Below are 20881 nucleotides of genomic sequence, written 5' to 3' on the forward strand. Positions count from 1 at the left end.
CAAGGGGGGAGGACGGAAAGACGGTGTAGACATCTTGTCACTTTACAATTCCAGATTTTATTCCATCGATATTGATGGATGTCTTGAAATGAACCTTTTTATAGTAATCCTCCTTGTTTAATTGACTCCATACCTCAGGCTGAAAAGCCATTAATTTACGCCCAATTCCTAACGCGTCGCAGTTGCTTTCTTTTAAATGACTGAGGACTTCCTCCGTTAACGTTGTCAGATTAGCACTCAATTTTTCCTTTAATATGGAACTATCTTTCTCGACATCACCTTTGGGATACTCTGTAATTTGCAGTTTAAGATTCATATCAATGGAAACGTTAATTTGGTTATGTGTGGATTTATGCAGCTTAATTTTTCTTTTTATATGTTTAACCGTAAATGAAACAAATCGTTCCGGATAGTTTTTAGTTACATTATCCAAAGTTATGATGAAACTATTTTGCTGCGGACTTCCTTTTTTCAACAACAAGTAGAGAGTCGATTGATTATGATTCAGGTGGTAACCGGTATACTTCCGATCATTAAATAATGCAATTCCTTTAACGATCGCTTTATGTTTGTTTTCCTCTACCACGATAAAAGGCAACGTAATATCCTCTCCAGGATCAAGCAAAACAGATGCAATGGATTGAATATTCTCCTCGGGAATAATCAAGCTTTCTTCTGCACTCTGGATTAGATCCAATAAATATCTGCTTATATGTTCTTCCCTGTCATTTTTTAATTGGATAAGCGGCAATGCCTTATCCTTCACTACTGCCACTCTTGCATTTAATGAATTGCGGGGGTTGCGGTAATGCAGATCGAGAAAGGGGTATATATCTTGGGCAGCAAAGGCTTCTCCAAGCAATAATAATTTATTCTTTGCGGTATCCAATACACCGGAAGCCATGTGATTCAGAATTATTTTCGCTTCTCCGGGTGTTCTGGCAGTAGTAACCAATATGTCACCTTTCGAGGAAGAATTCTTTGAATGTAAATTTCCAATTACGGGAGCCGCTGCACCCACGCAAAGAAGCTGCTTATTAGTGAGGTCATACGTCAGGGCCTGAATAAGTGTTACATTCTTCATTAAATGTTGATCCCAGCACCCAGTGCTTATCAGACTGAAACTTAACATGATTATTAAACACTTATTTCGCTTCATGCCTTACACTTGCCCTTCTTTTTGTGATAAATGAAACAGCCAACAACAAAGCAGGAATGAATAATTGAAACACATAATGACATGCGGTGAGATATTTATTAATAACATTAAGCTTGTCTATATGCATAAACCAAATGGAAACAATGAGAGTAATGACGCAAATAAGGGGTAAAAAGCGAGTATGCTCTAACTTGAAAAGGTTAGCCAATCCTTTTGAAGATAGGAGTAAAAGATACATAAAAGAGGTAGCGACTGAAATAATCCAAATTGAAATGAAAAACAAATCCATACGTTCAATGACGTGGAATGAGTAAGCCTTAATCATATAAATAAACGGTTCTGGTGTAAGATTGATGTCTGCCGGGCTCATGAAATACACAAGGCTTATAAAAACTAAATAGGTATAAAATAAAGTGACAAATATATGAGCCATAATTACAGCTTTTAATTTTTGCTTGCTGCTTCCATTAACAAAAGGAAATATAAAAAAAATAAAATCAAAACCGAGCATCGAGAATATTGCTTCCTTAGAGCCTTTGAAAATATTCAAGGCGCCTGCACTGCCTATGGGCAGGATATATAAGAAGTTCGCATCCTTCAGGGAATATGTGCTTAGAAAAAGTAAAATAATCAATAGCGGTGTTACCAGAACATAGAAGCGCGCGAGACTCTGCAACGTATCTTTTACAAGATACGCGCTGACTGCTACCATTAACGAAATGATTATCCAATGTGGAGTACGTTCTAGTACCCAGCTTCCAACGATATGACCGTATCTCGCAAGTATATAACTCCCTTGAAGCATGAAGTATATTGCATAGCACACAATAAGGGTTTTCCCCAAAAATTCACCTGAGGTCTTTTTAAAGATATCGTACATGACTAAGCACGGATATTGATTACAGAGCATCCACATGACTAAAATAACACCGATCATGAGTACACCTGCTATTAATGTGGATATCCAACTGTCATGGTCAGCATATTTAGCGACATTATAAGGGAGCGACAATATTCCAACTCCAATTTGTGCTTGTATAACAATGTATACCATTTGCTGGATAGTAATGTTATCTTTACTTGCGAACAATTAGCTTCATCCTTTATTTGTAGTCTAACACGATGTAAATTACCGTTACGTATTCGTTTTTATTAGCTTCTTTATATATTTCCCTATAATCTTGTCTTTAAAATCCTTTAAAGTAAATGGCGTAAAATAAGGGGAGCCGAAAGACTCCAGCTTACATAAATGACCTAATACCGCAATTACACCAAATGCCATTCCAACAAGCCCAAGACACGCAGCCAGAAGCATAAACGGAAAACGCAATAATCGAACAGCTTCGCTCATTTCATGAGTTGGTATACTAAACGCAGCTATGGCTGTAATCGCAACAACGATGATCATCGTTGTCGAGATTAACCCAGCTCTTACAATAGCATCTCCGATAACTAAACCGCCTACAATACTGACAGTTGGTCCAATTCGCGGCGGCAATCTCAGACCTGCTTCGCGAATTAGTTCAATAGTTAACTCCATAATAAAGGCCTCAATTAACGGCGGAAACGGAATTTCATTTATAGAATTTTTAATGGGCATAACAAGTTCATCAGGCAATACATCAAAATGAAACGCAATGACAGCTATATAAAAGGCAGGTAAAAATACAGCAACAAAAATGCCCATGAATCGCAATGAACTGATGAAGAGCCTGGTGATCCATCGACTGCTGTAGTCATCAGCCGATTGCAAGAAAGCCGAGAAATGAACGGGCGCAATAAGGCAAGTAGAACAGCCTTCTAAAAAGATGATGATCTTCCCCTCATTAAGGTGAGCTATCGTTCGATCTACCCTTTCTGTATTTAACATCTGAGGAAAAGGGGAACGTGTGGAGTCTTCAATTAGTCCTTCCAATTGTCCAATATTCACAACGCAGTCTATTGGTTTGGATTTGAGCCTTCTCTTGATTTCATTAATCACCCGTTTATTTGAATGCTTTTCTAAATACACCAAAGCTATTTCAGTTTGAACCTCATCTCCGACTTTGTCATATTGAATGATGAGATCGTCGCTTTTAAGCGTTTTACGGATTAAATATACATTTTGCCTGAGAGTCTCAATGAAGCCTTCATGAGAGCCTTGCACCACTTTTTCATTTTCAGGTTCCGCTATTGAACGCATAACATCATTGGCAATGTTAATAGCGTACAATTGTTTCGTTCCTTCTATGCTAATGATACAGGAACCCTTAAGGAGCTCTTCCTTTGCCTCAGCCATTTCCCGCAATACCTTATAATTTACACATGTTTGCTTTCCGGTGTTTATTTCATTAAGCGGCATTTTTAAAAAGGTCTGAAATACGATCCGTTGCAATTTATTATGATCGGCGATTGTATCTAGATAAGCAATTAGGACAGACGTGCCGTTTTCCTCTATTCGTTGAACGGTGAGGTCTTGAGTATGCTTGAACGAATGATGCAAGTATTTCTCGATCGTGTGGTTGTCATTCTCAATAGGCAAATTGTTGTCATTCATCGAGGATATTTTTGTTTTATTCTTATCATTGTCCATTGGGGCCGTTCTCTCCTCAATCATATTTATGGATTGAAAATAGGTTCCCCCAATAATGTGATTATATGCTGATTCCTTTGTCCAGAGCGGCCCAAAGCGGTGTACGAATTAGCAAAGGGTGCTCACTTCTTTCCAAGGCCCAAATGAACTTATCAAAAGCTATCGGACTTGTTGTTCACAGGCAGGACGCGCTGTTCCGCCTTTTCATACAGAGCAAGCAATCGCTTGATGAGTGCGAGCTTAGGCGCCGACCAGTATATGAACAAGGCCGAAACGATGCCTAACATAGCTCCTGCAGCGACATCTACAGGATAATGGACCCCTACCCAAATCCGGGAGACGGCTACACAGCATGCAAGCCCAAGCCACAGCCACCCTTCCTTTTTACGAACGAGCCAGAATGACACACAGATTGAAAAAAACAGAATCGTATGGTCACTCGGAAATGAATTATCGATAGCATGTTCAATCAGCTTGTTGACGTGCGGCAGCTCCGCAAATGGCTGATGATGGGTGTAGAGTTGACCAGCCATTTTCCCGAGAATTTCAGCAAGAACAAAGGCAAGCCCAGCTTGTATGACCATCATTCTGTTTTTACCCGTGCGGGTGAACCAATATATAAGCATACCCAAGACTAAAAAATACAGCATATATTCCGCCACAAAGACGGCCACCGGGTTAAGGGAAGCAAACTGCTTGCCTAAATCATTAATCGCTCGAAAGACATCTATATGATACTGAGAAAAAGACACTTATAAAATTCCTCCCGCATTTCTAATTCATGATTGAACTACCCTGATATCAACTTCAATGAATATCCGCCTTTTTAAAGTAAACAATGGTTGCTATAAGTCCAATGATAGCGGTAGCAATAATCGCCGCATACGAATACAACGGGGGATATTCGGGAACAAAGCCGTTGTCCGCGATAACATGTACGGCTGACCACGGATATAAAGCCTTATATTCCCGATTGGCAAGCGCCACGTTGCCCATCGTAATAACAGCCGTAAAAATAATGGTTGGAACATAGTTTTTGAACAGAAAGGTGACAAATATAGTTGGGGTCGACAAGAGAAACAGCAGGCTGCCTCCGATGAGAAATTGTTTCAGTGATTGTAACAATACGGCAGCATTCAAGCCTTCATACTGTCCTATCCATCCCAAAATGAAAGTCAGTCCCCAAGCCACCAAAGTTAATACCAGTATCCAAATGAATAGCAACACCAGCTTGCTTGCAATAAGGCTCATTTTTGACACAGGGATGGTTAACATATTTTTCAATGTGTCTTCCACATACTCACGGTTAAACAGATAAGCCGTAATGACTCCATATAGCAGTGTTCCAATTAGAAGAAGCACATACAAATTGGTCTGGGAAAATGCCTCGCTAAATAGAACAGGCATATCGGGCTTTTTCGCTTTGTAATCTAAATATCCGATAAAGACCATTAACGGGGCCGCTGCCGCTCCAATAAGGCTGACCATGAACATCTTGGCTCGCTTAAGCTTGAGAAGCTCTGTATACACCAAATTAACCAATCGTCCCGCCTCCTATTAATTTGATGAAGTAATCTTCCAATCTGTCCTCACTTAGCGCAATCCTTGATACTTCGATGTCATGCTCCACGAGCATTTTGTTAATCTTGCCTTGCTGGCCAATGTGCGAGTACACGCGGATTTTTCCATCGTCATGAACCTCATAGTCAAAAATATCGAAATGCTGCTCCAGAAGCATTGCTGCTTTGTTATCGTTGGATACTTGAAACTCAAGAAATTTACGGTTCCTTGTCCGCAGCTCCGCAAAAGAGATTTCTTCAAGCAGCTTCCCTTGATGAATAATCCCGATCTGATCGGCCAACTGCTCGACTTCGGATAAAATATGGCTCGAAATGAGAATCGTTATCTTTCTTTCTTCGGCCAGAGATGTGATGAGTTTGCGTATTTCCTTGATGCCGATCGGATCCAAGCCATTAGTAGGCTCATCTAGTATTAACAGCTCCGGGTGATGAAGAATAGCGCGGGCGATTCCCAGTCTCTGCTTCATCCCCAAGGAATATTTGCCGACTAACTTGGCAGGTTCATTCTGCAGCCCAACGATTTCTAGAGCTTCTTCGATTGCATTTTTTTTATGGACGCCCATGAGCTTGGCATTAATGAGCAGATTTTCCCGGGCCGTCAGGTTTTCATAAAAACCTGAAAACTCGACAATGGAACCCACTCTCCTTAAAATCTCTTTTTGCTTGGTTAGCATATTTTCTCCGAATATTTCGATCTGCCCTTGGGTCGGTTTGATTAAGCCTAGCAACATGCGAATGGTCGTCGTTTTGCCTGCGCCATTCTGTCCAAGAAAGCCGTAAATCTGCCCCTGCTCCACGGTCATGTGAAGGTTGTCCACGGCCTTCTGCGTACCATATGCTTTCGTTAAATGGGTCGTTTTTATAATTGCGCTCATGCTGCACCTCCTGCTTTTTCATGACTTTTACATCGGCTCATAACTACATGATAAGCAGGCGATTTTAAATGCCTCTTAACCAGTTCTTAATTAATTCTTAACATGACCCGTTCATAAGGAGACATTGGGATATTCTCTTACAATTGTTTAGGGATAGTGAAGCTAAACGACGTTTTCACTCCCGGATCGCTTTCCGCCCCTATTCTCCCTCCGTTTTTCTCGACAAGCGCTTTTGCGATGGCAAGACCCAGACCGCTTCCGCCGTACAAAGGATTCCTTGAGCGATCGGTACGATACATTCGTTCGAATACCTTGGTCAATTCGTCTTCCGGAATTCCTGCCCCCTTGTCCCATATGCTCAGTTGATACACTGTCGTGTGTTCTGTCAGTTCAATGCCCAATACTCGTCCATCTTTTCCATACTGCACCGCATTTTTTATGATATTGTTTATTATTCGCAGCAAGCTTAGCCGATCTGCCGTGACCAAGCATTTCTCTTCGGGGATGGATGCGTTAAGCTCCATATTGACTTTAGTCAGCTCAGGCAAAAATTCAATCACTGCTTCCCGCGTAATCTCCGCAAAATCAAGCACTTCCGGCTGCAATGGAACTTCATCTGCATCCAGCTTCGCCAAATGGAATATTTCATCAATCAAATCCTTTAAGGCGCTAGCCTTCTTGGAGATGATGCCAACATATTCTTGTCTTTCTTCTCTCGAAGCAGCGATATCATCCTTGAGGGCATCCACATATCCGATAATCGATGTGAGGGGTGTCCGAATATCATGGGAAATATTAGACAACAGACTCTTTCTTGCCGCCTCGGATTTGATCGTCTGGACTTGGACTTTGTCTAACTGCTCGATCAACTCATTGATAGAGAAAATAACCTCATTAAATAAAGGCTCGTCATTCGCCAATAGTCTGGTGTTCACATTCCCAGCAATGGCACGTTTCAATGCTGTAACCGCGCCCTTTACTTTCGTCATGAATTGGAACCTCATGGATAATAGGGTTGCCGTTATTACAAAAAGCGCAGTAAATAAAACCCCACGAAATATTCCATGGGGCTGATTCATGACATCCATGATGACAAGAGCTATCATGATTACTAATTGCGCAACGAGGAGAAAGATGCTCTTGTCATGCTTCATCTTTCTCACCTACAAACTTATAACCGATTCCCCACAAGGTCTGGATCAACTTCGGATCGGATGGGTCTTCTTCGATTTTTTTTCTGAGCTTGCGGATATGCACCATCACGGTATTGTCATCTTCCAAGTATTCGCTGTCCCACACCTGGCGAAAGATTTGGATCTTCGTAAATACTTGTTCCGGATGGGAAGCAAAAAACTTTAGCAGTTCAAATTCTTTTGCCGTTAATAAAATCTCTTCTCCGGCTCTGGTCACAGTATACTTTTTCGAATCGATCGTTAAGCCTTTGTACCGGATCAGCGTGTCCTCATGAGCACTGCCTATACTTCTCTCGCTGCCTAATATTAAAAACCGCCTCAGATGAGCCTTGATTCTGGCAACCAATTCATTAACGCTAAAAGGCTTCGTAATATAATCATCCGCCCCGATGCCCAGCCCTAAGATTTTATCAATCTCTTGGTCCTTAGCTGTGAGCATAAGGATCGGAACATTGGTTTTATTGCGAAGTGTTCTGCATACCTCAATGCCATCGATCTTGGGCATCATCAGATCCAATATAATTAAGTTATATTTATTCGTATCAAATAGACGAAGGGCTTCCTCTCCATTTACCGCCATATCGACCTTGTACATTTCTCTTTCTAAATACGTTTTCAACAGCTCGCGAATTTCTTTTTCATCATCGGCTATAAGGACTTGAATATCTTCCATCTTCTCACCAGCTTCTTATTCATTGGCAAACTTGTAGATTTAGTTTAACTAATCCTGAACTAAATTGCACATGACACAAACTATAACCGCCCCCTTTACAATAAATTATATTCCGCTTGATGTTGGTTTAACTTTGTTCATCTATGATTAGACACGTAAAAGGATGAAAAACAAAGTGAAAACTAAATGAAAAAGGAGTCATGAACATGCGTACACATCGTTTCATGAAATGGACAGCAGCCGTGCTTGCTTCCGCATTATTGCTCGCAGGCTGCTCTTCCGGACAAGCTGCGAACCAGGCAGTCGATGCTTCCAACCTGACCTTGGATCAAATTGTTGAAAAGGCAAAACAAGAAGGTGAAGTCAATTCGGTCGGCATGCCGGACACTTGGGCCAACTGGGTGCAAACGTGGAACGATTTAGGAACGAAATATGGCTTGAAACATACAGATACAGACATGTCCAGTGCCGAAGAGCTTGCGAAGTTCGAATCGGAACAAGATGATGCAACCGCAGATATCGGAGATGTCGGCATTGCGTTCGGTCCGCTGGCACAGCAAAAAGGACTGACACTCCCGTACAAAACCTCGTACTGGAATGACATTCCGAATTGGGCCAAAGACGATGAAGGCCACTGGCTGCTCGGCTATACCGGCACACTGTCCCTCATTACAGATAAGAACAAAGTGAAGAACCCGCCGAAAACGTGGGATGACATTAAAACCGGCACCTTTAAAGTCGCTGTCGGCGACGTCATGAAGGCGAACCAAGCGCAATTCGCCGTCTTGGCTGCCGCTTATGCTTTCGGCGGTGACGAAACGAACATTCAACCGGGCATCGATTTCTTCGCAGAACTGGCGAAGAACAAGCGCCTTGCTTCCAATGATGCCGGATTGGCGAACCTGGAGAAGGGTGAAGTCGAAGTCGGCTTCCTCTGGGATTTCAATGCGCTCGGCTACCGTGACAAAATCGGCAAGAACCGCTTCGACGTCGTAATCCCGGAAGAAGCTTCGGTCATTAGCGGTTACGCAACCGTCATCAACAAATATGCGAAGCATCCACACGCTGCGATGCTGGCACGCGAACATATTTTGTCCGATGAAGGTCAATCGAACTTGGCACGCGGGTATGCGCGTCCAATCCGCGCGAACGCGAAGCTGGCTGACGACGCCAAGGCAATGCTGCTTCCGGATGATATGTACAAAAATGCGAAGCCAGTCAAAGATTTAAAAGCATGGGAAGAAACGGCGAAAAAACTTCCACAGCTGTGGCAAGAACAGGTGCTCATCCATGTCCGATAAGAAGCTTATCTTTATCATGTTGGAGCATTCATCGGCGTCTCCGTAAGGGGACGCTTTTTGTTCACATGACAGACGACAGCCGAAAGGAGTACGTATATGAAACGGTTTAACAGCATGCTGTACATCACGGTGATCCCGTTATTCATTTTTGTGGCGTTATTCATGTTCGTTCCGCTCTTCACGATGATCTCGGGAAGCTTCCAGCCAGACGGCGGCGGCGCGTTCACGTTGACGCAATATACAGAAATATTCACGAATCCATATTACTTGAAAGCATTCGAGAACAGCATTCTCATTTCCTTATTGTCGAGCTTAATTGGCATTGCAGCTGCAGTGTTCGCGACGTACGCCATTACCCGCTTCCCGAAGCACATTCAGGAACGCGTGCTCGTCATTACGAACTTGACCTCGAACTTCGCAGGCATTCCACTAGCATTCGCCTTCATCGTGCTGCTCGGCAACAGCGGCTTGTTCACCTTGCTGTTCCGTCAATTCGGCATTGATATGTCGGCGGCGTTCGATTTGTATTCGTGGTCGGGGCTGACCGTCATTTACGTGTACTTCCAGCTTCCGCTCGCAATTATGCTGCTGTACCCGATGTACTACGCTATCCAGGATAATTGGAAAGAAGCCGCGTCGCTGCTCGGCGCATCTCCTTTTCAATTCTGGAGACGCATCGGACTGCCGATATTGCTGCCAGGGATCGCAGGCACGTTCAGCATCTTGTTCGCCAATGCGATGGGCGCCTACGCTTCTGCTTACGCGTTGACGGGCAGCAACTACAATCTCGTGCCGGTGCGCATCGGCGCGCTCGTATCGGGTGATATATTCGCTCGTCCAGAGTTGGGCAGCGCCTTAGGCGTGCTGCTTGGCTTAACGCTGCTGGCCGCCATGCTCGTCAATGAATGGCTGACGCGTAAAGTTCGGAGGGATCTGCTATGACACGATTGACTCGTTCGCTGCCGATGGTTGCTTTTGCTGCAGTGCTCATCTACTTGTTCATTCCCATTATCGCCACCCTGCTCTACTCGCTAGCCACGTCGTGGAACAAGACGATATTGCCAGAAGGCCTGACGCTGCAGTGGTTCGGCGAGCTGTTCCGCGATACACGATTCATTCAGGCGTTCGGACGCTCGCTGCTGCTAAGCAGTGCGGCTACAATTGCCGCCGTTGTCGTCATCGTTCCGGCTACATTCGCCATTTCGCTGTATGCTCCGAAGCTGGAGCGCTGGGTGCAAACGCTTGCCATGCTCACCTACGCCGTGCCAGGCGTCATTATGGCGGTCGGATTGATTCGGGCCTACTCAGGCAAAGGCTTCTCGATGATTATCATCGTCTTCGGCGCATATGTCATCGGCATGCTTCCGTTCATGTACCAAGGCACACGCAACAGCTTGCGTGCCGTACAGGCAGGCTCGCTGATGGAAGCTGCCGAACTGCTCGGCGCGAGCCGCATGCAAGCTTTCATTCGCGTTATCATTCCGAATATTATGCCAGGGATTCTCGTGTCGGCGCTGCTCTCCTTCTCCATCTTGTTCGGCGAGTTCGTGCTCATCAACATTCTTGTCGGTGGCCGCTTCGAAACGATGCAGCTGTACTTATACGCCAAATTGAATACGAGCGGACATATCGCAAGCGCCATTACCGTAACATACTTCATCCTCATGGCCATTCTCAGCGCATGGATTGTGAAGCTGACAGGACGCACATCCAAGCCGAACAAGGAACCAAGCGCTGCGGTGGCTGAAGCTGCTATCCCTACAACTAAAGCGATGATGAGCAAGGAGGCTTCATAATGAGCTACGTGCAGATGAATCAAGTAAGCAAGGCGTTCCAAGAACAGAAGGTGCTCGACAGCATCGATATGCAAATAAAAAAAGGGGAATTGGTCACCCTGCTCGGCCCCAGCGGTTGCGGCAAAAGTACGCTGCTCCGTATCTTATCCGGCTTGACGGCACTCGACAGCGGCACCATTCATATCGACGGCAAGGACGTCACCCCGATTGAGCCGAAAGGCCGGGAAATCGGCATGGTATTTCAATCGTACGCGCTGTTCCCGAACTTGACGGTAACCGATAATATCGCTTTCGGGTTGGAAATGAAAAAGATGCCGCGTGATGACATCCGCCGTGCAGTCGGCGAGATGATCGAGCTCACCGGTCTGCAAGGCAAAGAAAGAGCATTTCCGCGCGAACTGTCAGGCGGCCAACAACAGCGTGTCGCGCTCGCCCGCTCGCTTGTGACGAAGCCGAAGGTGCTGCTGCTTGACGAACCGCTCAGCGCCTTAGATGCGCAAATTCGCAAAAACCTGCAGCAACAGCTGCGCTCCATTCAGCGGGAATTGAATATGACGACCGTGCTCGTGACGCACGATCAAGAGGAAGCGATGGCGGTAAGCGATCATATTTACATTATGAATGCCGGACATATCGCCCAACATGGCGCTCCGCATGACATATATACGCAGCCTCGCAACGAGTTCGTTGCGCGCTTCATCGGGAGCTATAACGTATGGAGCGCCGAAGCGCTCGGCCGCATCGCGCCGCAGGTTGAGCATACAGGCAGCAAGTTATATGCGATTCGTCCGGAAACGTTCTGCGCGCAGCCGCTTGAAGGCGGAATAGCCGTCACAGGCACGGTCAGCAGCGTGACGATGCTCGGCAACATTACGCGCATGGAATTGAACGTGCAGGGCCAACACGTCGTCGTCGACCAAATTCACCGGGCTTCGGATTGGGCCAACGTCGGCGATTCTACCACCGTCTATTTACATCCGAAGGACGTGATTCCGCTTCATGATGCTACTGCCTGATGAACGTAGACAGCATATTTTAGAACAGCTGCAACGATATGGGAAAATTCAGGTGGCGTCCCTCGCCACTGCGTTAACTGTCACGCAGGAGACGATCCGCCGTGACTTGGACGAGTTGGAAGCGAAGCAAATGCTGAAGCGGGTGTACGGCGGTGCCGTTGCCTATTCACATGTAAAGATGGAGCCCCGCTTCGAAAAGAAGAGCACCATAGAACACACGGCGAAGACGGCAATAGGGGAAGCTGCCGCCACGCTCATTCAAGACGGCGATACCATCGTCATCGATGTCGGCACGACGACCGTCGAGCTCGCCCGGGCAATCCGCGGCGTCGTTCGTGTAACGATTGTCACGAATTCAATTCCTGCAGCAGAACTGCTCAATGAACGGCTGGAAGCCAAATGGTTCGATAGTAAAGTGATTATGCTGGGAGGCGTGACACATCCGGAACAGAAATCGATAGCGGGCGCTTTGACGTGCGAATTGCTTGCGCGATTCCACTTCGATAAAGCGTTCATCTCCTGCGGCGGGATGACGCCGTCTGGTATTAGCGATTACGACATGGAAAAATCGATATGCTCGAACTTAATGATTCAACAATCGGACCAAGCGTACGTGCTAGGAGACCGATCGAAGCTGGGGAAACGCAATTTTTCCGCATCTGCGAACTGGACAAAGTCACCGCCGTTATATGCAATGCGCCGATGCCGGAGGATTGGGCACGGTCTGGCGTCAATGTCGGGTGGATTACAGCATAGAAGCCATTATTGTCATATGGGGTGCTTTTATGAAATGTCGCAACAGCAGTGCAGTAACGTTACACGTTTTTCACGCCGAATGGAAGCTGCTCGGCCTCGTCCGCTCCGTTGCTCCATTCTCCCCTTCCGTCAGAGAGCCCCTGCACCTTAGTGACAGCGCTGAATGATACGAGTGAACTGTCGCCACACCATGTATAGTAGCACTCCAGGGCACGGTAACCATACCACACGTTATTTGGCCTCATCCTCGACGTTATCCTTTCTGATCAAAGGGGAGAATAGTCATAAGGAGCATGGAATAAAAGGCCTTTTATTCCACATGAAGAGCAGCTATAAATCAGGTTGGGTTCTAACTGTTTTCAATCATATCTCAGGAGAAGATAGTAAATTCCCCCTAGCAATACTGCTCCGATGGCAATTCCGAGCAAGCTGCTTATGACCAGAAGTTTTGCAACTTCCTTAATGTTTGTTTTTATTCTGGGACTTCTTCTACCGTGATGTGCTGCTACCCTTACTTGTGAAATCCCCTGTTTCTCGCTAGTCATCAAAACTAGTCTCGGAACTTTCTCCACAAAGAACTCATAGTATTTTTTTAAAAAATCTCTTTTTACAGAATCGTTTATATGTACATGAATCTCAACAATATCGTAGACTGTCCCCCCCTCTTCTTCTAATTCTGTACATATGGCTTCAAATAACAAATTGATATCATTTTCATCATTCATATCAGGTTGCCTAGAACTTCGAATTGCAGATATTAAAATTGAATTATCAATAGTTAACTTTTCAATGGAAAAGCTATGAGAATCTTTAACATCATCTTTCTTAACATTTGTCGATCCAAAATGAACCACAACAATAACCTCCTTTAAGAAATAATAGCATAAATTCCATTGATTATCATATACAACCATGTTACTATATTACCAAATAAAAGAAAGAGTTATGAAAATGAACAAATCTCTCAAAATTACTTTAGGCCTTACCACTCTTGCAATTATTTTATCGGTCTCTATGTCCTCTGTTTCAAAGGCATCGATCCCAGACATTCAAGAAGCTAAAAATACTGTTGAGAACTACATTGAAGCAATTGAAAGTAAGAACGTTGATGAAATAATGAAATGGGTAAAGGATACACGTTTTGACTCACCTGCCCAACAAAGGTCTCAATATTTTACTATGTTCTCTAACGATCCTTTTTCAAACGCAAGTATGATCAACATTCAGAAAATTAATAACAATACAATGAGTGTTTCAATTGAGTTGGATAGAAAAAGCAACAAAGAATCTGAGATAATACAATTACCTGTTATAAAAGAAGACGGTAAATGGAAGCTACTTGTTGCTGGGGTGGAAACAAAAGAATAACAAAAGGAGATGGACTTAATGGTTCTGAAAGCCAAAAAATTGATATTTGGACTAACCGTGGTAACAGCGCTTATTGTAGGGACATCTACTATTTTTGCATCAAACGCACCATATTATGATTTTTCGCTAACAAAAGTTGATTGTCCTAATAAACCTTGCAATACAACCTCATATAGTACATCATCATTTGATACAAACAACAAATCTGTTACTATAAAGGGCTGGCAAGACACTACCACTTCAACCGATGCTTCGGTTGCATATCAGGTTGTTATAAAAGGTTGGTTCTCGGATGACGTTAAAGGAGAAAAGATTATTCAAGGGAACTATGACAAAAAAGGAAGTTGGTATAATGAAAAAATCAACCTTGGATTGAATGGTGTTACAGGAGCACATATTAAAGTTAAAAATTTATCTTCCACCAACGGTGTTTTTGGCGCTGGTAACGCTTACCCATAGATATACTGCAAAAGTTAATAAGGCTCCTGCCAATGGAGCCTTATTCTGCGTACTACTGGATAATTGAGTTGTTAGCTCCTATCTCATAATATAGCCGCCATCGGGGAAGAGCGTGCTTCCCGTCGTATACCGGTTAGTCATCAAATAGATGACTGAGTGCGCAACCTCATCCGCCTCGCCCACTCGTTCGAGCAAACACATTTTGTTGTATGCCTCATAAGCTTCAGCCCGCTTTTCTTCCGGAACGCCCTCCCATTGGAAGGAAGTTTTGATCGTGCCTGGCGAAGTCACGTTAACGCGCACGGGAGCTAATTCCACGGCTAGAGCTTTGCCTAGACTTTCAATCGCTCCATTGCACGCAGCATACGAGATATGCGGTTTCCTACACGCACGCTTCTCTTTTCCGCCGTCTCCGTTCGGGAGAACCCAGCCGTACTGCTCTCAATTTCCCCCTCCTGATTCAAGACAGCCGCTTCGCAGTGAAGAAGCTGTCCGAGCAGAATTACGAGCTCGTTCATTCTCCTGTTCAACACCAAATTCATGAATTGCTGGTTCACTTCGTGCGCTTCTTGAAGCATGTGGGCTTGACGATGCAGGATATTGTCCATGATGACTCTCGTCATGTCCATGAAGGGAACTTCGAGCGGGATATCGAACAGAGGAATGCCATATAGATTGCTTTTATGGATGGCTTCCTGCGGTACTTCTTGATTATTTCCGCATTGCGAAACAGCTGTAATTGCAACAGCTTTTCCACTGTAAAGAGAGTGTTGTCCATGGCTTCACCTCGTGCAGATCTTACTCTCGATATTACCATCGATTGTCAACCATGATACTAAACCGATGCTCAATGCATCTCCGACTTTGTTGCGCACCCGAATCAATAACGTTGCAGAACCATTCCATTTATATTTAACGACATTAATCATATCCGCCGCCATATTGCATGCATGGCATCCTTCGGAGTGGCTTGCCGTGCTGTTCCTCCCTTCCTCGCATCCAGCACGTTCCAACGAAGACAAATTCCCCGAGGCGGGGATGTATATTCGCCGTGTCTCACCAAGAAGCGCATCATAAGGTAATGATAAAGGAGGAGAATACGAATGGAAGCATATTATAATTGCTTGTATTGCATGAACAAAAAAGTCCGCATCCTGACGGTAGACCGCAAAGAATATGCAGGAACGATAGTGAATGTAGACAGAGAAAATGTCTACTTGCGTCCCGAAGCAAGAGGCGGGGGGGTGAAGACATCCGCCTTCTTCCCTAGCTTCAACGACGAAATCTTAACGCTGAGCTTGTTCACCTTGCTTGCTATCGCTTTGCTGTAACACGACAAGGCCCGGCAGCTTGCCGGGCCGGTCTTGTCCCTTGAAGGGATTCAGCGCGACGGGCGCCTATGCGCTTTCAGCGCTACAGCTTATCCGCCACGGTGATATAGGATTTCGGTATGCCTTTGTCGAATACGTCGGATGAGAGATTCGGCAGTTCTTCCAACGACTTCACATAAAGTCCTTCGGCCGCAATCGAGGTCACGATTTCGCCCAATGTCCTGTTCCGCAGCTGTACCTTGCGGCAGGCAGCTGAAGCACGTCGGACAATATATATTGAATGCTGGCGACCGCTTCCGCAGCCAGCTCGTTCGCACAACGCTCGTTGTCCGACGAGAATTCTTCCAACGTCCGCCCTGTATCTCTCAGCCATTACCCGTACGATTTGAGCAATGTGCGTTAAATCATGAACAACCCACGTAGAAAGCAATTCTCTTAACTTCACTACACCGAACGCAGGGTGTGAGCCAGTCAATTCAAGATGTAATTCAGGTTCAATAAGATCCATAAGTTTGGTTGTATTCAGTGTTCGAATCGTTTTAAATTCAAGCAACTTTTGTTCAATCGATCTTTCAGACCTTTCATTTAAGTGAGAATAACGATCAAATGGGGGAAATGGTTTACTTTCGCCTTCCTGAAGAATAAATTCTAACCTTGGTATCCAATTATTTTTCTCTCCCTCTATGAGGTGCTCAATCACTTCAGAGACGTTCCAGGTTCCTTCGCCTTCATTGCATTGCAACCATCCATTAGATACATCAGATAAAAATTACCCCAATGTTTGTGGTATACGCTCCAGAACCTCAATAGCTTCTTTCATATTAAAATTCATATAACTGCTCCTTTCTTCTTTTTTAATTTCCCTTCAGCTTTTTCTATATTCTCAGCAACTCTAAATTGAACGATTTTGTTTATTAATTCATAAGGCAGCGGCTTGTCTATAGGAAATTGTATGGACCCTTTTGCCCCTTTATATTCAGCTAATTCATCTTTAAATGCATGAATCCCGCTGGGGGTTGGATAAAATCCAATATGATTTTTATAAGCGGCAAAATGCACCAGATTTCCATGCAGCACAAAAGTAGGCATTTGATAGCTTATCTTTTCCTTTGCGTCTGGTGCCGACTCTTTAATAACTTTTCTTAATGTTTTAAGTATTGCCTGAACCTCAGGAGGAAATTGTGAAATATAATCATCGATGGACTCATACGTGATTTTTTTTCCTTCCATGATTTCTCCTTTCATAAACCTTATTTAGTAGTCTTGTTATATTATCCTTATATTTATAACATAATCTGTATATTCCTTTTTTAGATAAATAATCGGTACTCAATAAAGTAAAAGCACCACATTGCGTCCCTTCCGCCTTCGTGAACATTGCTGCGTCGCACCAGCGCATGCAACGTTTCCCGGTCAGGCTTGTCTTAGGGTGTAGTCGCATTATAGCTCATCATCTCCGCCTTTGAAGCGTCTTTTCAACAAATCGTGAATCAGGCTCGTTAGGGTCCACTATCTCCCTTCTCCCACACTCCCTATCCACAAAATAGGAACAGAAAAGAAGACCAGAACGACGGCTGTTCTCCCGGATACTTCCATTTTAATACACCTAAAGAATAGGCCAACCAGAAATCTCTGGTTGACCTAATTCAACAGCCTAAGAGATACTTCTCAATATAATAATAATAGTTTTACGGATTTACTTTGATTGAGCAATATCATCCAATCATTTTATTTCTCCTTATGGCATCCTTACAATCATACCAATAGAAGGAGGAATGTTAAGTGCCAAACGAAAAAAGAACCGTCAGTTATGACGCAGATTTGCAGATCGCCCTTACCTATATATACACTCGCCTCCAATGTGGGGATTATCGCTTCCGTCGCACCATTTTTCACGGCGGTAATGGCTCATTTCTTTTTGAAGGGTGAATCCCTGCAGCCGCTGTTTTTTGCGGGCTTTGCGGTAGCCATGCTGGGAATTGTATTGATTGCCTTTAACGGAAGCTATATTTTGAGACTCAATCCCAAAGGGGATATTCTCGCTGTTCTGGCCTGCATATTTTGGGCGACGTATTCCATTCTGATGCGCAAGATCAGCGGGCTTGGTTATCATAACATCGGCTGCACCCGGCGGGTATTTTTCTATGGTCTGCTTTTCATGCTCCCGCCACTGCTACTGTCAGATTCTCATTTGGGTCTTGAGCGGTTTGCGGAGCCTGTCAATCTGCTGAATATTTTATTTCTTGGGTTGGGAGCCTCGGCATTGTGCTTTGTTACATGGAACTGGTGTGTGGGCGTCTTGGGGGCGATCAAAACAAGCGCCTATATTTATTTGGTACCGGTCATCACCATTGCGGCCTCATATTTGTTCTTGCATGAAACTATTACAGGAGCAGCTCTGCTTGGTACACTCCTAACGCTGGCGGGTCTGTTTCTTTCAGAGAAAAAACATAAGAAAAAAACAAAGTTCAAGGAGGTAGATTATAATGCTCCCATAGGTTGAGACACGGGAGCGTGATAAATAAGTTATAATAATGCCATGGAAAAACGGACCGATATACCCCAGAGTTTAAAACTAAAGTAGTGCTGGAGGTCTTGGAGGAAGAGCAGACCAAGCACGTAAAGCCATGGCCGAAAGGGATCATCCAAAGATTAACATCAAACGGCAATCCCTACTATGGCTATCGCCGAATGACAAGAGCGTTGAAGAAGCAGCTTGCTTTATCTACGATGAATCAAACTATGTTAAGCCTTTGTTGCAATCTGTTATTTTATTGATTCTGGTTGTTATTATAGATTTAATTAAGCGCAACAAAAAGAAAAGAAAAAATCCTAAATTTCCATATATCGATGTATCAAATGGGTAAAGAGGAACGTTAGCAAAAAATCACGTGACCTCACTATACCTAATGGGTACATATTTTAGTTCAAGAATTAAAATAGTATCATAGCGGACTTAATAACAAAAAGAGGGGTTCGCCGCCCTCCTTTACTATTTCCGCTAATACATCCCCTATTTAAGTACCCTGCTTCACCAACAGTGAGCAACACTCCACATGTGTTGAAACGGTCAATGGGATATAAAAAATAAGCCCATTTGCAGGAGCCTGACCTGCTATTAATTATATTATCCCTCATTCAATAGCTTCTTTAATGTGGCAATATCGTTACTCGAAACTAATTGCTCAAGATTTTCAAATATCTTTTTCTCATCCCAGTTCCACCATTGAAGCTCCAACAATAATTTAATCGTCTCATCACTGAAACGCTTCTTAATAGCATTTGCAGGATTGCCGCCAACAATTGTATATGGTTCAACGTTTTTCACAACAGTTGAGTTCGCAGCAACAATTGCACCGTCGCCAACTTTTACCCCCGGCATAATCGTGACATGTTGTCCCAGCCATACATCATTACCAATCAAAGTATCGCCTTTGAAAGGCAATTGTTCTTTCGTTGGAGTGACCTTTTCCCAGCCTCCAGCAAAAATATTGAAGGGATATGTTGTAAAACCATCCATCTGATGATTAGCACCATTCATAATAAAAGTAACCCCTTCAGCCATGGCGCAGAACTTACCGATAATCAGCTTATCACCTAAAAAGTCATAATGATGCTGAATATTGTCATAGAAATTCTCTGGTGAGGTTGTATTGTCACTGTAATATGTATAATCGCCAATCTCAACGTTTGGTCTACTTGGTAAATTTTTAATGTAACAAACTGTTCTAATATTTTCATTTGGATAAAGCTTATTTTTATCCGGAGCTAGCATCATACTTACACTTCCTCTCTAATACGTTATTTAACCTTCCCCTTCAAATAGGCTTAACTGTTTTCTAACATAATAACATACCACAAAAAAAACAATTTAATATTAATGTACTCGAGCCATACTGTCACATCTCATCTATTCTTTCAGTACTATCAATATTAGACACTCCACATGTGTCGGGTAAGCAGAGTCAATATAAAATCATCCATCAAATTCTGCACCACATGCCACCTCCTCCCGCCGCTGCCCCTCGCCCTAACCGCCTTCAGCGAAGGGCATTTTGCGGCGGGGATACGCTTCTCGCCCCTCAGACCGACCGCCTCCCCGACCTAGGTCCAGTCGCAAAAACCATCGCAGGTCGGTTTTTCGAATCGCGGAATCGCCTACAATAAGAACATGAAGACAAGAGGAAAAACGGAGAGACGGTAAAACAAAAATGAAGGTAAACAGGGGCACCGGTTTCGCCTATCGTGTTCGGCAAGTTGTCCGGACTGATCGGCATTCTGATCGCAGTAGGGTTGATCTCATTCGGGATTTCTTTACTGAAGAGAAACGCGGCCTAATTCGATCGACTGCGGCCCGTCGGCAGCCAACACACATAAGAGACTACGATAACGTGATCAATGGAGGCCTGATCTTGCAACGGGAACAGATTCAGCAAACCGAGAAGCTGTACGTTCAATGCATGGGACACGCCCAATCGTTGCGGCAGTAATATGCGACAGTCGTCCGAAACGCAGGTGGTCTGCAATTACCGAGGTATCAACGCGATCGTTTTTGGGAAGAGTGTCATCCCCTTTTTAAAAACGTGCGACTTTTCTTGCATTTAAGACGTAGATATGGACTTTCACCTTTGGTTCATAGCCTTCTAATTGATCTTTCAAGTAATGAGCGAGTGCCACGTCAATCCCAACCAGCATCTGCGATATAAGATTACCTCCTAAGTATTAATCAAGCTGATCTCAGACCTGGGTGCCCGTCGGAACCACCTACTGTATCCTCGTCAACAGCACTCATATCCGAACAT

At 44.1% G+C, this 20881-nt stretch carries 22 protein-coding genes and 3 pseudogenes; 11 read left to right on the forward strand and 14 right to left on the reverse strand.

Annotated elements, in window-relative coordinates; all coding sequences use genetic code 11:
* Nucleotides 1-37 precede the first annotated feature (37 nt).
* The 8 genes from M3650_RS28660 to M3650_RS28695 all read right to left on the reverse strand — a co-directional run bounded on the left by M3650_RS28660 (nucleotide 38) and on the right by M3650_RS28695 (nucleotide 8052).
* Nucleotides 38-1159: a Ger(x)C family spore germination protein gene (locus M3650_RS28660; protein ID WP_311295155.1), complete on the reverse strand. Its 1122-nt coding sequence runs from the start codon at nucleotides 1157-1159 to the stop codon at nucleotides 38-40.
* A complete protein-coding gene (locus M3650_RS28665) occupies nucleotides 1146-2249 on the reverse strand; it encodes a GerAB/ArcD/ProY family transporter (protein ID WP_251579597.1) in 1104 nt (367 codons plus the stop codon). Before M3650_RS28665 ends, M3650_RS28660 begins: the two co-directional genes overlap by 14 nt.
* Nucleotides 2250-2294: 45 nt before the next feature.
* Nucleotides 2295-3731 (reverse strand): spore germination protein, encoded by a 1437-nt coding sequence (locus tag M3650_RS28670; protein ID WP_251579598.1) that lies wholly within the window; start codon nucleotides 3729-3731, stop codon nucleotides 2295-2297.
* Between the two features lie 152 nt (nucleotides 3732-3883).
* Entirely contained in the window at nucleotides 3884-4483 is a 600-nt protein-coding gene (locus M3650_RS28675) for an undecaprenyl-diphosphatase (RefSeq protein ID WP_251579600.1), read from the reverse strand.
* A gap of 55 nt (nucleotides 4484-4538) precedes the next feature.
* The gene (locus M3650_RS28680; RefSeq protein ID WP_285848727.1) at nucleotides 4539-5273 is read right to left on the reverse strand and encodes an ABC transporter permease; all 735 of its coding nucleotides are present in this window, start codon (nucleotides 5271-5273) and stop codon (nucleotides 4539-4541) included.
* Nucleotides 5266-6186, reverse strand: coding sequence for an ABC transporter ATP-binding protein (locus M3650_RS28685; protein ID WP_251579601.1), 921 nt, complete (start codon nucleotides 6184-6186; stop codon nucleotides 5266-5268). The genes M3650_RS28680 and M3650_RS28685 overlap by 8 nt, the downstream gene beginning before the upstream one ends.
* A 137-nt stretch (nucleotides 6187-6323) precedes the next feature.
* Nucleotides 6324-7340 (reverse strand): sensor histidine kinase, encoded by a 1017-nt coding sequence (locus M3650_RS28690; RefSeq protein ID WP_251579648.1) that lies wholly within the window; start codon nucleotides 7338-7340, stop codon nucleotides 6324-6326.
* Nucleotides 7330-8052, reverse strand: a complete 723-nt coding sequence (locus M3650_RS28695; RefSeq protein ID WP_251579602.1) for a response regulator transcription factor — start codon at nucleotides 8050-8052, stop codon at nucleotides 7330-7332. The genes M3650_RS28690 and M3650_RS28695 overlap by 11 nt, the downstream gene beginning before the upstream one ends.
* Nucleotides 8053-8258: 206 nt before the next feature.
* On the opposite strand from M3650_RS28695, the gene M3650_RS28700 reads away from it, so the two are divergent.
* From M3650_RS28700 to M3650_RS28720, 5 genes are all read left to right on the forward strand, one after another.
* A complete protein-coding gene (locus M3650_RS28700; RefSeq protein WP_251579603.1) occupies nucleotides 8259-9353 on the forward strand; it encodes an ABC transporter substrate-binding protein in 1095 nt (364 codons plus the stop codon).
* Between the two features lie 96 nt (nucleotides 9354-9449).
* Nucleotides 9450-10295, forward strand: a complete 846-nt coding sequence (locus M3650_RS28705; RefSeq protein WP_233699213.1) for an ABC transporter permease — start codon at nucleotides 9450-9452, stop codon at nucleotides 10293-10295.
* Complete coding sequence (locus tag M3650_RS28710; protein WP_251579604.1) at nucleotides 10292-11149, forward strand: ABC transporter permease; 858 nt, start codon at nucleotides 10292-10294, stop codon at nucleotides 11147-11149. The genes M3650_RS28705 and M3650_RS28710 overlap by 4 nt, the downstream gene beginning before the upstream one ends.
* Complete coding sequence (locus M3650_RS28715; protein ID WP_251579605.1) at nucleotides 11149-12165, forward strand: ABC transporter ATP-binding protein; 1017 nt, start codon at nucleotides 11149-11151, stop codon at nucleotides 12163-12165. Before M3650_RS28710 ends, M3650_RS28715 begins: the two co-directional genes overlap by 1 nt.
* A complete protein-coding gene (locus M3650_RS28720) occupies nucleotides 12149-13072 on the forward strand; it encodes a DeoR/GlpR family DNA-binding transcription regulator (protein ID WP_251579607.1) in 924 nt (307 codons plus the stop codon). The genes M3650_RS28715 and M3650_RS28720 overlap by 17 nt, the downstream gene beginning before the upstream one ends.
* A gap of 208 nt (nucleotides 13073-13280) precedes the next feature.
* Here the strand turns inward: M3650_RS28720 and M3650_RS28725 are convergent, their stop codons facing one another.
* Nucleotides 13281-13775: a hypothetical protein gene (locus M3650_RS28725; RefSeq protein ID WP_251579609.1), complete on the reverse strand. Its 495-nt coding sequence runs from the start codon at nucleotides 13773-13775 to the stop codon at nucleotides 13281-13283.
* 91 nt (nucleotides 13776-13866) lie between these two features.
* Here M3650_RS28725 and M3650_RS28730 point away from each other — a divergent pair, with 91 nt between their 5' ends.
* Both M3650_RS28730 and M3650_RS28735 read left to right on the forward strand, forming a co-directional pair.
* Nucleotides 13867-14289, forward strand: coding sequence for a hypothetical protein (locus tag M3650_RS28730; protein ID WP_251579611.1), 423 nt, complete (start codon nucleotides 13867-13869; stop codon nucleotides 14287-14289).
* 18 nt (nucleotides 14290-14307) lie between these two features.
* Nucleotides 14308-14748 (forward strand): hypothetical protein, encoded by a 441-nt coding sequence (locus M3650_RS28735; protein WP_251579613.1) that lies wholly within the window; start codon nucleotides 14308-14310, stop codon nucleotides 14746-14748.
* 78 nt (nucleotides 14749-14826) lie between these two features.
* Here the strand turns inward: M3650_RS28735 and M3650_RS28740 are convergent.
* Nucleotides 14827-15117, reverse strand: a pseudogene (locus tag M3650_RS28740) (SDR family oxidoreductase); the annotation flags it as partial.
* Nucleotides 15081-15377 (reverse strand): hypothetical protein, encoded by a 297-nt coding sequence (locus M3650_RS28745; protein ID WP_019419922.1) that lies wholly within the window; start codon nucleotides 15375-15377, stop codon nucleotides 15081-15083. The gene M3650_RS28745 and the pseudogene M3650_RS28740, both read right to left, overlap by 37 nt.
* A 214-nt stretch (nucleotides 15378-15591) precedes the next feature.
* On the opposite strand from M3650_RS28745, the gene M3650_RS28750 reads away from it, so the two are divergent.
* Both M3650_RS28750 and M3650_RS28755 read left to right on the forward strand, forming a co-directional pair.
* Nucleotides 15592-15825: a hypothetical protein gene (locus tag M3650_RS28750; protein ID WP_251579615.1), complete on the forward strand. Its 234-nt coding sequence runs from the start codon at nucleotides 15592-15594 to the stop codon at nucleotides 15823-15825.
* Between the two features lie 26 nt (nucleotides 15826-15851).
* Entirely contained in the window at nucleotides 15852-16079 is a 228-nt protein-coding gene (locus M3650_RS28755; RefSeq protein ID WP_251579617.1) for a hypothetical protein, read from the forward strand.
* 343 nt (nucleotides 16080-16422) lie between these two features.
* On the opposite strand, the pseudogene M3650_RS28760 reads toward M3650_RS28755, so the two are convergent.
* A pseudogene (locus M3650_RS28760) lies at nucleotides 16423-16911 on the reverse strand (DinB family protein); the annotation flags it as partial.
* Nucleotides 16908-17309: an iron chaperone gene (locus M3650_RS28765; protein WP_233699222.1), complete on the reverse strand. Its 402-nt coding sequence runs from the start codon at nucleotides 17307-17309 to the stop codon at nucleotides 16908-16910. The pseudogene M3650_RS28760 and the gene M3650_RS28765, both read right to left, overlap by 4 nt.
* A 613-nt stretch (nucleotides 17310-17922) precedes the next feature.
* On the opposite strand from M3650_RS28765, the pseudogene M3650_RS28770 reads away from it, so the two are divergent.
* Both M3650_RS28770 and M3650_RS28775 read left to right on the forward strand, forming a co-directional pair.
* Nucleotides 17923-18582 (forward strand): annotated as a pseudogene (locus M3650_RS28770) (DMT family transporter); the annotation flags it as partial.
* Nucleotides 18583-18706: 124 nt separating this feature from the next.
* Entirely contained in the window at nucleotides 18707-18946 is a 240-nt protein-coding gene (locus M3650_RS28775; protein ID WP_251579619.1) for a hypothetical protein, read from the forward strand.
* Nucleotides 18947-19206: 260 nt separating this feature from the next.
* On the opposite strand, the gene M3650_RS28780 is transcribed toward M3650_RS28775, so the two are convergent.
* Nucleotides 19207-19857, reverse strand: a complete 651-nt coding sequence (locus M3650_RS28780; RefSeq protein ID WP_233699224.1) for a Vat family streptogramin A O-acetyltransferase — start codon at nucleotides 19855-19857, stop codon at nucleotides 19207-19209.
* Between the last annotated feature and the right edge of the window lie 1024 nt (nucleotides 19858-20881).

The sequence above is a fragment of the Paenibacillus sp. MER TA 81-3 genome (assembly GCF_023713585.1).
Lineage (GTDB): Bacteria > Bacillota > Bacilli > Paenibacillales > Paenibacillaceae > Paenibacillus_B > Paenibacillus_B profundus.

What these genes read in the sequence shown, in the direction of transcription:
- M3650_RS28700 (WP_251579603.1), top strand. Translation starts at nt 8,259, where the DNA reads ATGCGTACACATCGTTTCATGAAATGGACAGCAGCCGTGCTTGCTTCC.
- M3650_RS28690 (WP_251579648.1), bottom strand. Translation starts at nt 7,340, where the DNA reads ATGAAGCATGACAAGAGCATCTTTCTCCTCGTTGCGCAATTAGTAATC.
- M3650_RS28710 (WP_251579604.1), top strand. Translation starts at nt 10,292, where the DNA reads ATGACACGATTGACTCGTTCGCTGCCGATGGTTGCTTTTGCTGCAGTG.
- M3650_RS28670 (WP_251579598.1), bottom strand. Translation starts at nt 3,731, where the DNA reads ATGGACAATGATAAGAATAAAACAAAAATATCCTCGATGAATGACAAC.
- M3650_RS28745 (WP_019419922.1), bottom strand. Translation starts at nt 15,377, where the DNA reads ATGGACATGACGAGAGTCATCATGGACAATATCCTGCATCGTCAAGCC.
- M3650_RS28715 (WP_251579605.1), top strand. Translation starts at nt 11,149, where the DNA reads ATGAGCTACGTGCAGATGAATCAAGTAAGCAAGGCGTTCCAAGAACAG.
- M3650_RS28755 (WP_251579617.1), top strand. Translation starts at nt 15,852, where the DNA reads ATGGAAGCATATTATAATTGCTTGTATTGCATGAACAAAAAAGTCCGC.
- M3650_RS28765 (WP_233699222.1), bottom strand. Translation starts at nt 17,309, where the DNA reads ATGGAAGGAAAAAAAATCACGTATGAGTCCATCGATGATTATATTTCA.
- M3650_RS28730 (WP_251579611.1), top strand. Translation starts at nt 13,867, where the DNA reads ATGAAAATGAACAAATCTCTCAAAATTACTTTAGGCCTTACCACTCTT.
- M3650_RS28720 (WP_251579607.1), top strand. Translation starts at nt 12,149, where the DNA reads ATGATGCTACTGCCTGATGAACGTAGACAGCATATTTTAGAACAGCTG.
- M3650_RS28660 (WP_311295155.1), bottom strand. Translation starts at nt 1,159, where the DNA reads ATGAAGCGAAATAAGTGTTTAATAATCATGTTAAGTTTCAGTCTGATA.
- M3650_RS28775 (WP_251579619.1), top strand. Translation starts at nt 18,707, where the DNA reads ATGGCCGAAAGGGATCATCCAAAGATTAACATCAAACGGCAATCCCTA.
- M3650_RS28750 (WP_251579615.1), top strand. Translation starts at nt 15,592, where the DNA reads ATGCTCAATGCATCTCCGACTTTGTTGCGCACCCGAATCAATAACGTT.
- M3650_RS28685 (WP_251579601.1), bottom strand. Translation starts at nt 6,186, where the DNA reads ATGAGCGCAATTATAAAAACGACCCATTTAACGAAAGCATATGGTACG.
- M3650_RS28780 (WP_233699224.1), bottom strand. Translation starts at nt 19,857, where the DNA reads ATGATGCTAGCTCCGGATAAAAATAAGCTTTATCCAAATGAAAATATT.
- M3650_RS28695 (WP_251579602.1), bottom strand. Translation starts at nt 8,052, where the DNA reads ATGGAAGATATTCAAGTCCTTATAGCCGATGATGAAAAAGAAATTCGC.
- M3650_RS28705 (WP_233699213.1), top strand. Translation starts at nt 9,450, where the DNA reads ATGAAACGGTTTAACAGCATGCTGTACATCACGGTGATCCCGTTATTC.
- M3650_RS28735 (WP_251579613.1), top strand. Translation starts at nt 14,308, where the DNA reads ATGGTTCTGAAAGCCAAAAAATTGATATTTGGACTAACCGTGGTAACA.